This is a genomic window from Streptomyces durbertensis (assembly GCF_014156695.1).
Classification (GTDB): Bacteria; Actinomycetota; Actinomycetes; order Streptomycetales; family Streptomycetaceae; genus Streptomyces; species Streptomyces durbertensis.
Genome location: NZ_WMLF01000164.1, coordinates 1 through 10,902, shown reverse-complemented (window position 1 = coordinate 10,902; position 10,902 = coordinate 1). Strand labels below are relative to the sequence as shown.

At 74.1% G+C, this 10,902-nt stretch carries 8 protein-coding genes and 1 pseudogene; 2 read left to right on the top strand and 7 right to left on the bottom strand.

The window, feature by feature from the left end; all coding sequences use genetic code 11:
• Window positions 1–408, bottom strand: a pseudogene (locus tag GL263_RS13215) (metallophosphoesterase); the annotation flags it as partial.
• 312 nt (window positions 409–720) lie between these two features.
• Here GL263_RS13215 and GL263_RS13210 point away from each other — a divergent pair.
• A complete protein-coding gene (locus tag GL263_RS13210) occupies window positions 721–2,526 on the top strand; it encodes an AMP-dependent synthetase/ligase (RefSeq protein WP_182855872.1) in 1,806 nt (601 codons plus the stop codon).
• Window positions 2,527–2,627: 101 nt separating this feature from the next.
• Here GL263_RS13210 and GL263_RS13205 read toward each other — a convergent pair whose 3' ends face one another.
• A complete protein-coding gene (locus GL263_RS13205) occupies window positions 2,628–3,770 on the bottom strand; it encodes a glycosyltransferase family 4 protein (RefSeq protein ID WP_182855871.1) in 1,143 nt (380 codons plus the stop codon).
• Between the two features lie 48 nt (window positions 3,771–3,818).
• On the opposite strand from GL263_RS13205, the gene GL263_RS13200 reads away from it, so the two are divergent.
• A complete protein-coding gene (locus tag GL263_RS13200) occupies window positions 3,819–5,051 on the top strand; it encodes a glycosyltransferase 87 family protein (protein ID WP_182855870.1) in 1,233 nt (410 codons plus the stop codon).
• Here GL263_RS13200 and GL263_RS13195 read toward each other — a convergent pair.
• From GL263_RS13195 to GL263_RS13175, 5 genes are all read right to left on the bottom strand, one after another.
• Window positions 5,005–6,114, bottom strand: coding sequence for a hypothetical protein (locus tag GL263_RS13195; protein ID WP_323379379.1), 1,110 nt, complete (start codon window positions 6,112–6,114; stop codon window positions 5,005–5,007). The two genes, GL263_RS13200 and GL263_RS13195, sit on opposite strands and share 47 nt — an antisense overlap.
• Before the next feature lie 316 nt (window positions 6,115–6,430).
• Entirely contained in the window at window positions 6,431–7,489 is a 1,059-nt protein-coding gene (locus GL263_RS13190) for a C40 family peptidase (RefSeq protein ID WP_182855869.1), read from the bottom strand.
• A gap of 240 nt (window positions 7,490–7,729) precedes the next feature.
• Window positions 7,730–8,779: a C40 family peptidase gene (locus GL263_RS13185; protein ID WP_182855868.1), complete on the bottom strand. Its 1,050-nt coding sequence runs from the start codon at window positions 8,777–8,779 to the stop codon at window positions 7,730–7,732.
• Window positions 8,780–9,109: 330 nt separating this feature from the next.
• Window positions 9,110–10,465, bottom strand: a complete 1,356-nt coding sequence (locus GL263_RS13180; RefSeq protein ID WP_182855867.1) for an NYN domain-containing protein — start codon at window positions 10,463–10,465, stop codon at window positions 9,110–9,112.
• Between the two features lie 20 nt (window positions 10,466–10,485).
• Window positions 10,486–10,725, bottom strand: a complete 240-nt coding sequence (locus GL263_RS13175) for a hypothetical protein (protein WP_182855866.1) — start codon at window positions 10,723–10,725, stop codon at window positions 10,486–10,488.
• Window positions 10,726–10,902 lie beyond the last annotated feature (177 nt).

Here is a 10,902-nt window from a genome sequence, read left to right as displayed (position 1 = left end):
CAGGCCGGGACGTTCGTAGTCGGCCCACAGGCGGGGGAGGTCGACGTTGCCGTAGGTGGCGTAGGCGGGGGTGGGGAAGGCGGCGAAGAGCCGCTCGTACTGGCGGCGCACGGCGGCCTCCACGGCCGCCTCCTTGTCGACGGTGGCCCACAGCCCGCTGACGTACTCGCGGGCCTCGTCGAAGCGCCTGGCGGTCTTGAGGCCGATCATCCGGGTCGCGGCCTCGGCGCCGAACAGGTCGGGGAAGATGCCCCGCGAGTGGTCCCGGTAGTCGACGAAGAGCAGCAGGTCGCCCAGGCAGATCAGGGCGTCGGCGCCGTCGCCCGCGCGGGCGAGCGCCTCGCTGTTGCCGTGCACGTCGCTCACCAGGTGGATCCGGGTCCGCTTCCCGCGTCGCTGAGACTGCATGGGCCCACCCTAGGACCTGCGGGAGGGCCGCCCGGGGGGTTCCCGGCGGGCCCGCGGACCGGAACGGGGTGTGCGGCGGGTGCTTGCCGTGTTTCCGGCTGGACAGCGGCGTCGACTAGGGTTTTGGTCGACCGTGGCGGTTGCGTTTCCGTCGTGTGACACAGAAAACATCTCGGCCCGACCCCTACCCGGATCTCGTACCGATCGGTAACGTCCGGCCCGTCCAACCTCAAGGCCCACGGTCTTGATGCGAGCCAACGGAGGCCGCCGACGCGACGGTCCCTGTTCCGGCAGCGATGAGGAGCAGCAGTCTTGCGCGAGTTCAGCCTTCCGGCACTCTACGAGGTACCCGCCGACGGGAATCTGACGGATCTGATCCGCCGCAACGCCGCCCAGCACCCGGACGCCGGGGTGATCGCCCGCAAGGACCCGAAGGACCCCTCGCGCTGGCAGGACCTCACCTCGAAGGAGTTCCTGGCCGAGGTGGAGGGCGTCGCCCGGGGCCTGATCGCGGCCGGGGTGAAGCCGGGCGACCGGGTGGCGCTGATGTCGCGGACGCGCTACGAGTGGACGCTGCTGGACTTCGCCATCTGGACCGCGGGCGGCGTCACCGTGCCGATCTACGAGACCAGCTCGCCCGAGCAGATCGCCTGGATCGTCAGCGACTCGGGCGCGGTGGCCGCGCTGGTGGAGAACGCCGGCCACGCCGCGTCGGTGAAGTCCGTCGACGAGCAGCTTCCCGAGCTGCGCGAGGTGTGGGTGATCGACGACGGCGCCGTCGCCCAGCTCACCGCCGCCGGCGCCGAGGCGGGGATCAGCGACGAGCTGCTGGCCGAGCACAGCACCGCCGCGAACGCCGACTCCCCGGCGACGATCGTCTACACCTCGGGCACCACCGGGCGCCCCAAGGGCTGTGTGCTCACCCACCGCTCGTTCTTCGCCGAGTGCGGCAACGTCGTCGAGCGGCTGCAGCCGCTGTTCCCGCCGGCCGCCGGCTCGGTGCTGCTGTTCCTGCCGGTGGCGCACGTCTTCGGCCGCATGGTGCAGCTGGCCGCCGTGATGGCGCCGATCCGGCTCGGGCACGTGGCGGACATCAAGAACCTCACGGACGAGCTGGCCTCGTTCAAGCCGGGCATCATCCTCGGCGTCCCGCGCGTCTTCGAGAAGGTCTACAACTCGGCGCGTGCCAAGGCGCAGGCCGACGGCAAGGGCAAGATCTTCGACAAGGCGGCGGACACCGCCATCGCCTACAGCCGGGCGCTGAGCGAGGGTGGCAGGCCCTCGCTCGGGCTGCGGCTCAAGCACAAGCTGTTCGACAAGCTCGTCTACTCCAAGCTGCGCGCGGTCCTCGGCGGCCGGGCGGAGTACGCGATCTCCGGCGGCGCCCCGCTCGGCGAGCGGCTGGGCCACTTCTACCGCGGCATCGGCTTCACCGTGCTGGAGGGCTACGGCCTCACCGAGTCCTGCGCGGCGACCGCGTTCAACCCGTGGGACCGGCAGAAGATCGGCACGGTCGGCCAGCCGCTGCCCGGCTCGGTCGTCCGCATCGCCGACGACGGCGAGGTCATGCTGCACGGCGAGCACCTGTTCACCGGCTACTGGAACAACGAGGCCGCGACCGCCGAGGCGCTGACGGACGGCTGGTTCCACACCGGCGACATCGGCACCCTCGACGAGGACGGCTACCTCACGATCACCGGTCGCAAGAAGGAGATCCTGGTGACCGCCGGCGGCAAGAACGTCGCCCCGGCCGTGATCGAGGACCGCATCAGGGCGCACGCGCTGGTCGCGGAGTGCATGGTGGTCGGCGACGGGCGCCCGTTCGTGGCGGCGCTGGTCACGCTGGACGAGGAGTTCCTGCCGCGCTGGGCCGCCGAGCACGGCAAGTCCGGTCTTGAGCGGGCCGAGCTGCTGGCGGACCCGGAGCTGCTGGCGGCCGTCCAGGGCGCGATCGACGACGGCAACGCGGCCGTCTCGCGGGCCGAGTCGGTCCGCAAGTTCCGTGTCCTGCCGACGCAGTTCACCGAGGAGTCGGGGCACATCACGCCGTCGCTGAAGCTGAAGCGGAACGTGGTCGCCAAGGACTTCGCCAAGGAGATCGAGGCGCTGTACGCCTGAGCGCGCACGCGCACACGGCCTGAACACACGGTCTGAACGCGGGGGCGCCGGTCACCTCTCCCCGAGGCGGCCGGCGCCCTCGCGTGTGCTTCCGGGGGGCGTCAGAGCAGGGCGCGCAGCCGTTCGGCGAGCAGGTCCCAGCGCCAGCGCTCCTCCACCCACTCCCGGCCCCTGGCGCCCATCCGGGCGCGCAGCTCCGGGTCCTTCAGCAGGGTGGTGATCCGGGCCGCCGCCTCCGCCGGGTCGCCGCCGCGCACGACCCAGCCGGTCTCGCCGTCGAGCACCGCGTCGGGGGCGCCGCCGGAGTCCCCGGCGACGACGGGCAGCCCGGTGGCGGACGCCTCCAGGTAGACGATGCCCAGGCCCTCCACGTCCAGGCCGCGCCGGCGGGTGCGGCAGGGCATCGCGAAGACGTCCCCGGCGCCGTAGTGGGCGGGCAGCTCCTCCCAGGGCACCGAGCCGGTGAACCGCACGGATCCGGCCACGCCCGTGCGTTCGGCCAGTGCCCGCAGGTCGCGCTCGTAGGGCCCGCCGCCGACGACCAGCAGGACGGCGTCGGGCACCTCGGCCAGGATCCGCGGCATGGCCTCGATCAGGGTGTCCTGCCCCTTGCGCGGCACAAGCCGGGAGACGCACACGACCACCGGGCGGTCGCTCAGACCGAGTCGTTCACGGACCGCGTCGCCGCCGGAGCCGGGGTGGAACGTCTTCTCGTCGACGCCGGGCGGCAGCTGCGTCATCCGGGCCGCCGCCTCGTCGGTGAGCGCGCCGGCGATCCGGGACCGGGTGTACTCGCCCAGGTAGGTGAGGGTGTCGGTGGACTCGCCGATCCGGCGCAGCAGTTGGCGGGAGGCGGGCAGTTGGGCCCAGCCGGCCTCGTGGCCGTGGGTGGTCGCCACCAGCCGGCGGGCGCCGGCGCGGCGCAGCGCGGGCGCCATCAGGCCGAGCGGGGCCGCCGCCCCGAACCACACCGAGCGGCAGCCGTGTTCGCGCAGCAGTTCCACCGCGCGGCGGGTGACCCGGGGGGTGGGCAGCAGCATCGTCGTCCGGTCGCGGACGACGGTGAAGGGCTGTTCCGCGTCGAAGCGGGCGGTGGCCGCCACGCCCTCCGCGCTGCGCTTCCAGGTCGAGGCGTAGACGACGACCTTCGCCGGGTCGAGCCGCAGCGCCATGCTGTGCAGGAACGCCTGGATGCCGCCGGGGCGGGGCGGGAAGTCGTTGGTGACGATCAGGGTCTTGTCCATCGGCGTTGACAGTACCGGGTCGCGGGTCTGGACAACTACGGTCGGGGTATGCGTCTGCTCGCCGTCTGGGCGGCCACCCGGCTGCTCCTGCTGCTGTGTCTTCTCCAGGTGCTGGCGTTCCCCGAGCCGTATGTGAATACGGACGTGGAGGTGATCTACCGGGGCTGGTACGAGGTGCTGAGCGGCGGGGCGTACCCGGCCGACGACGTGACCTGGCAGTATCCGCCGGCGGCCGCGCTGGCGATCCTCTCCCCCGGCCTGCTGCCGTTCCTCGGCTACCCGGAGGCGTTCTACGTGCTCGCCGCGGTGTGCGACGCGGCGGTGCTGTTGATGCTGCTGTTCGGCCGCCGGCGGTACGGGCACGGTCCGGCCGGGGCGTGGGTGTGGGTGGTGGGGCTTCCGCTGCTGGGCCCGACCTCCTACGCCCGGTACGACGTGATGGTGACGGCGGTCGCGGTGGCGGCGCTGCTGCTGATGGCCCGGCGGCCCCGGGTGGGCGGGGCGCTGGCCGCGGTGGGCGCGTGGGTGAAGGTGTGGCCGGCGCTGCTGCTCGTCGGCACCGCGCGGGGGCGTGCGACGCGGCTCGCCTGGGGTGCCGCCGCGCTGACGGCGGCCGGACTGGGGGCCGGTTTTGCCCTGTTCGCGCCGGGCTCCCTCGGCTTCCTGACGCACCAGCGGGAGCGCGGGGTGGAGGTGGAGTCGCTGGGCGCGCTGGTGTTCCACGTGGCGCGCTGGTTCGGCTGGGACGGCGAGGCGCGGATGAACTACGGCTCGATCGAGTTCCTCGGCCCGTACGTGGGGGTGGTCGCCACCGCCTCGCTGCTGCTGACGGCGGCGGCGTTCGGCTGGCTGCTGTGGTGGCGGCTGCGGGCCCGGGTCTGGACGCCGGCGACGTACGCGGACGCGGCGTTCGCGGCGGTGCTGCTGTTCACCGTCACGAGCCGGGTGATCAGTCCGCAGTACATGCTGTGGCTGGTGGGGCTGGCGGCGGTGTGCGCGGCGCTGCGGTCCGCGGGGCAGCTTCCGGCGGTGTGGCTGGTGGTGGCGGCCACGGCGGTGACGGTGCTGGAGTTCCCGCTGTTCTTCTCCATGGTGGTGGAGAGCCGGCCGCTGGGTGTGGCGCTGATCGCCGTCCGCAACGGTCTGCTGGTGGCGGCCGCGGTGGTCAGCTGTGTGGCGCTGTGGCGTTCCACAGTGGTCGCTCCGGCGGCGGTGCCCCGGCCCGCCGGGCCGCTCAGCCGGCCAGTCTCCGGGCGGTCCAGCGACGCCAACACGCGGTGAACTCCCGCTCGTCGACGCCCAGCACCTCCCGGGCCGCGCGGTCCAGCGCGCCCGGCCCCGGCCGGCCGGCGGCGCGGTAGAAGCGGGCGAGGCGCGTCTCGCCCCACCGCTCGGCCGTCCACAGGCAGGCCAGCCACCCCGCCTCGTAGGCGCGTGCGAGCGCGGCCGGCGCGCCGTCGAAGGCGAAGTCCGCGTCGCCGGGCAGTCGTTCGGGGAGCCGCCCGGCGAGGGCGGCGGCGCGCAGTCCGGGCGCGGCGAGCCGGAGGTCCGGGTGGCGCCCTCGTTGAGCGATCCAGTCGGCGAGCCCTTCGGAGAGCCAGGTCGGGGTGTGTGCGGTGGTCGCCGCGCGGGTGCCGACATGCGCGGTCTCGTGGGTCATCACGGTCTGCCGCCCGGCGGCGTCGAGCGTGCCGTACGCCTCGGGGTTGATCACCACGCGGTCGGCGGGGGCGGCGGAGCGGGGTTCGCTGGAGGTGACGGCGGCGATGCCCAGGTACCTGGCCGGGGAGCCGTCGAGCAGTTCGGCGGCGTTCGGCAGGCTGGCCGGGGCGAGCACGACAACCCGCCGGGCCCACAAGCCGGGCCAGGCGGCGGTCACCCGGGGCACGGCCCGGTCGGCTTCCCGGGCCAGGGCGGCTCGTTCACCGGCCGGGCGGCCGACGGTGAGGACGAGGCTGTGCCGGCCCCGGGTGACACCCATCTCGCCCTGCTCCCACAACTGCCTCGGGGTGCCCGGAGCCTTGACGGCGAACCGCCAGCGGCCGCCGTGCCACGTCATCTCCAGCCGTTCGAGCGAGGTGCGCGGGCCGTGGTCGTAGTCGCGCAGCCGGTGCCGGAGTTCCGCGACCACCTCGGCCCGCCGGGCACCGGTCCGCCGCACCCGCAGGACGCGGTGGGCCCACTCCGCCAGCGGGAGCCGGCCGAGGTTGGCGATCACGCGGCGGTGGTGGGCCGCCTCCGCCGGGTCGCCGGTGTCGACGGTGGTGAGGTAGCCGGCGCGGTCGCCGGCCAGGACCGCCTCGGCCTGCCGGTCGAGCAGCGCTCCGGCGGCGCCCTCCAGCACGCCGAGCGGTCCGCGCGCGACCAGCGGGACGCAGCCGACCAGCGGGACGCCGGCGGCGAGCGCGGCGCCGGCGCCACGCAGCAGGACCCGCCGTGCGGGCCCGCCGTCCCGGCCGGAACCGCGGCCGCGGCCCGGTTCGGGGTCCGGGTGGGGCCGGCTCCCGGGGGCGGTATCGACCCCGGGACCGGTACCGGGGTCAGCCCCGGCACCGTGTCGCGGGCGCGTGCCGGGCGCGGGGTCCGGCCGGAGTGCCGGGCCCCGTCGCCCGGGCGTCAGCGCGGTCGACGGGGCCCGCACGGCGCGGCCCGCCCGCCGCTCACGGCCGGGTCACCGCGCTGACCGGCATCATGTTGACCGGGTCGTAGCGCACCCTGGCGCCCGGGTAGGGGGCGTGGATGACCTGGCCGTTGCCGGCGTACATGGCCACATGGCTGGCGTCGGCGCGGTAGATCACCAGGTCGCCGGGCTGCGCCTGGGAGAGCGGTACGCGGCGTCCGGCGTGCGCCTGGCCCTGGGAGGTGCGCGGGATGGAGACGCCGGCCTGCCGGTACGCCCACTGGGTGAGTCCCGCGCAGTCGAAGGCGGACGGTCCGGCCTGGCCCCACGCGTACGGGCTGCCGAGGGCGCGCTGGGCGGCGGACAGGGCGCCGCCCGCCCGGCCGGACGCGGCGGCCGGCAGGCTCGCGGGCGCGGCCGTCCGACCGTCCTGCCCCGGGCGCTCGCCGCCGCGGGAGGCGCGGTCGCGTTCGGCGCGTTCCTGCGGGGTGAGGCGGTTGAGCAGCTGTCTCGCGGCGCTGAGCCTGCTCTGCACGGTCCGCTTGTGGCGGGCGAGTTCGCCGCGCTGCTTCTCCAGCTCCCGGAGCTTGCCGGCGGTCTCGGTGCGGTGCTGGCGCAGGGCGCGCTGCGCGCGCTGGAGTTCGTGCAGCCGACCGGTGGCGCGGGAGCCGGCGAGGTCGAGCACGGCGGCCTTGGCCAGGTAGGAGTCGGGCTCGGTGGACAGCAGCAGGGCCAGCATCGGGTCGAGGCCGGCGTGGCGGTACTGGGCGCCGGCGACGGAGGCGAGCGAGTCCCGCATCCGGTTGACCTCGGCCTGGCCGCGCGCGGCGCGGTCCTGGGCGCGTTCGACGTGTTTCCGCAGGGTGTCGACACGTTCGGCGGCGGCGTTGTACTTCTCGGTGGCCCGCTCCGCCTCCTCGTAGAGCCGGTCGACCCGCGCGGACGCCTCGCCGCCGCTGGCCGGGCCCTCGCCGGGCTCGGCGCCGGCGGGCACGGTGCCCAGCGCCGCCGCGGCGGCGGCCGCGGCGGACAGCACCGTCAGCCGGGCGCCCCTGGCGGGAAGCGGTTGGCTGTGTCGAGGGGACCGGTGTGACACCACGAGGGCCCGTACTCCTTCCGCCGACGCTCCCCGGATGGGAGCGACGCGGGCCAGACAGTAGCCGCGCGGCGGGGAACCGGCCAAGGACCGACGGCCCGTCGGATGACCGCGCCCCGCCGCTGACGCAGGTCAGCAGCGGGGCGCGGACTTTTGTCCTGTCACCGAATCACCCGGAAGGAGGAGGTTCGGGTCGTGCCGGGTTGTCCCCGGCCGCGGCAGGTCCGTTCAGCTCAGGTCAGCTCAGACGCGGACGCCGAACTGGAACGGCATGTTGTTGATCGACTCGTAGCGGACGTTGGCGCCCGGCTTCGGCGAGTGCAGGATCTGGCCGTTGCCGGCGTAGAAGCCGACGTGGTGCAGGTCGCCGTAGAAGAAGACCAGGTCACCGGGGACCAGTTGGGCCCGCGAGACGCGGGTGCCGATGTTCGCCTGCGCCTGCGAGGTGCGCGGGATGGAGACGCCGGCCTGCTGGAACGCCCAGGAGGTGAGGCCCGAGCAGTCGAAGGAGTTGGGGCCGGCGGCGCCCCACACGTACGGGCTGCCGACCTTGCTCTGCGCGGCGCCGTACGCCGACGAGGCGCGGCCCTGGGCGGGCGGGGCGGTGTTGCCGGGGGAGCCGAGGTCGGCGCGGTCGCCGGCGGAGCGGCTGGCGCGCTCGGCCTCCGCGGCCTCCTGCCGGGCGATCTCGGCCCGTTCGGCGGCGGTGAGGCGGTTGAGCAGCGTCTGCGCCTCGGCGAGCTTGCCCTGGATGCTCTGCTTCTTCTTGTTCAGCTCCTGGCGGGTGCCGTCGAGCTGGGCGAGCTTGTCCTTGGCCTCGGTGCGCTGCTGCTGCAGGGAACGCTGCTTGTCCTGGATCTGCTTGAGCGCGCCGGCCTGCTTGCCGCTGAGCTGGTCCAGCGTGGCGGCCTTGGCCAGGTAGGAGTCGGGGTCGGCGGAGAGCAGCAGCTGCATCGACGGGTCGATGGAGCCGGTGCGGTACTGGGCGGTGGCCATCGCGCCGAGGCCGTTGCGCAGCTTGTTCAGCTCGCCCTGACTGCGGGCGACGGAGTCCTGCAGCCGGGATATCTGCTTCTGCAGCTTGTCGTGCTTCTCCTTGGCGCCGTTGTACTTCTCCGTCGCCGCGGACGCCTCTTCGTACAGCTTGTCGACCTTCGCCTTGACGTCCGACTTGGACGGGTTCGGGTCGGCCTGTGCGGTGTGCGCCGTGACGGCGACCGCCGCGGCCGCGGTGGCGGTGAGTACGGTGACGCGCGTACGGCTCGGCTGCTTGGGACGACGGTGGGACGCCACTGGGGCGAGCTCCTTCTTCCTCAGCCGCCTGCCGGCAGCGCGCCCCGCGAGGGGTGCCGCTTCCGGCTCCGCGCGAACGCCGCGGATTCGGCGGTACCTTCGCCGTCACCCCGGGTGGGCGATCAACCGTGCGAAGGTTCGGGCCCTGAGACTAGCGAGGCCCGTGGGACGGCTTCAAATCTTCGTCGGGAAAATCTCACGGTCCGGCGCGATCCTTTACCATTGCCGCACTCGCCGCGACCGCCAACTGACGTTCCGTAGGCGTCGGTCGCCCCGCGAGGTGACAAGGGACACTTCCGGACGCTTCCACCGGCCTCGCGCGCCGGTCGCTCAGGTGCGGCCAAGTCGCTTCAGAAGCAGGACGGATGGGACAGGTCGGGCACCGGCCGCCGCGACGCCGTCGGCGACCTCGCGATCGGTGGAGACGACCACCACGGGACGCCCCTCCGGTTCGGCGCGCACCAGCCGGCGGATCAACTCGTCGGCGGTCTGCCCCGGTTTGCTGAACAGCACCCGCACACCGCGCGGCGGCGCGAGCAGCACCGGCGCGGCCAGCTCGGCACCGTCGAAGACACACGTCACCTCCGCCCCCGACTGGGCGGCCAACATGGACAAACCGCCCAACAGCCGCAGCCGCTGCTTCTCCAGCGGCAGGGACGGATAGCCGGTCTTGGTGACGTTGTAGCCGTCCACCAGCAGATGCACCCGCGGCAGCGCGAGCAACTGGTCGAGCAGCGCCGGGTCCTCCTCCGAGAGCGCCCGGTGGGCGATGTCCTTCGGGGAGATCCGGCCGGGCTCGACGGCGTCCACCAGGTCCGCGGGAGAGTGCGTGGCCGGCGGCAACGCCAGCTCGCGGCGCAGCCCCTGCGCGGCGTCGAGCACCGTGTCCAGCAGCAGCCGCACCCGCATGTCCTCGACGCTGCGGCCCTCGCGCACCGCGCGGCGGCCCGCCTCCAGCGCGGCCTCCGCCTCGGCGACGCGGGCCCGCAGCCGGCGGGTCTCGCTGTCCGCGGCGGCCTTCTGCGCCGCCGCGTGGGAACGCGCCTCCTCGGCCTCGGCCTTCGCCCTGCGCGCCGCCGCCTCACCGCGTTTGACGTCGCTGAGCGCGCTGCGCAGCTTGCGGTGGAGGGAGTCGTTCTCCCTGCGCGCCGCGTCGAGCTCGCCTCTCAGCCGCGCCGCCTCGTCCCGGGCGGCGGTCTGCGCCTGCGCCAACTCCTCGCGGAGCCGGACGAGTTCACGCTCGGCCTGCTCCCCCGCCCGTTCCGCCTGGGCGCGCTGCGCCTCCTCGCCCGCGGTCTGGACGAGCTTGTCCCAGTCACCGGGCCGCAGGACGTAGGCGAAGGCGGCGACGTCCACGGGATCGGCCGCGGCGGGCGCTGTGCCGCCTTCCAGCGCCTGCACCAGCTCGGGGTCGGCCTCCCGCAGCCGCTCCCCGATCCGCTGCCGGAACACCGCGTCGGACTCCAGGGCGGCGGCCATCGCGTTGCCGCCGAACCGGACACGGCGGGCGGGGGTGAAGCGCGCGTACTGACGCAGCGGTGCGGGCAGGTCGGCGACGGTCAGCCCGCCGACGGCCTCGCCGGTGAGCGCCACCACCCGCCGCCGGACCTTCTCCGGCAGCGGACGGTGCGACTCCTCGGCGGGCCGTCGCTCCCGCTCCGGCTCACCACCGGTCGACTCCTCCACCGCTCACACCGCCCGTTCGCTCAGACCTGCGCGCCGGGCCGGTCGACCAGCTCGATCTGGTCGACGGCGTTGCACCAGCGGCAGCGCACCGACTCCAGCGTCTCGCTCAGTACCTCGCGCTCCTCGACCTTCGGCTCGCCGGCCAGGTCCAGGTGGACGTACTCCACCACCCGGCTGCTGCGGGTGACGTCAAAACGGGTGAGGTTGCCGCACAGGGTGCAGCGCCAGCGGGTCTCGGCCGTTGGCTCGGGGACCGACATGCTTCTTGTCCTCCACGTTCGCGGTGGTTTCTCGGCCATCCTCGCCCTTGTCCGCCGCTGGGGATGGCGCGAAGTGCTCTCTTCCCGGCAACCCTACGGCCTGCGACACACCGCGTGTGTCGTGACCGGTACATGGTGTCCGAGCCGTCATCATCCCCCTCATGACCGGTCTCCCGG